This is a genomic window from Bradyrhizobium sp. NBAIM08, from assembly GCF_020193935.1.
Classification (GTDB): Bacteria; Pseudomonadota; Alphaproteobacteria; order Rhizobiales; family Xanthobacteraceae; genus Bradyrhizobium; species Bradyrhizobium yuanmingense.
Map to the genome: position 1 here is coordinate 1 of NZ_JADYVR010000139.1, position 478 is coordinate 478.

Consider the following 478-nt stretch of genomic DNA (forward strand, 5'->3'; position numbering starts at 1 on the left):
CTGTGGCGCCGGACAGTCGGGAATCGACAGCTTCGCGCACAGCTGCAGCACGCGCGCGACGCCGATGCCGACGATTGCCGCGTCGGCATCGGCGTTCTTCAATCCGAACTGCGGCCGCGACAGCGGAATCGAGAACTCGTTCCACAAGCGCATCTGCGCCACGTCGTCTGCAACGAAACCGCTGCCGATCACCGTGCGCGAGATGCCGGCTTCGAAGTTGCCGGCCAGGCCGCCGAAGCGCAGCATCGGCGTTGCCACAGTGAGCAAGGGCTTGAGCACCGGGTCGTTGCGGATCGTTTCCAGCAGGCGGCCATAGTCGGTGATGCCATAGGCCGCGGGGTTGCCGCCGCCGAAGAGGAAATAGTCGCGGTGCTGTACCTGCAGATGTCCTCCAGCCCGGACATAGGCGGTGAGCATGGTCGCACCCAGGTTTGCCTTGAAGCCGCTGAACAGCAGGATGGCTGCCAATCCGACCGCC

1 protein-coding gene is annotated in these 478 nt (G+C 65.1%); it reads right to left on the minus strand.

Annotated features, from left to right (window positions below):
* A partial coding sequence (locus I6F37_RS38800; RefSeq protein WP_225154189.1) for a hypothetical protein occupies positions 1-468 on the minus strand: 468 nt, incomplete at its 3' end.
* Positions 469-478 lie beyond the last annotated feature (10 nt).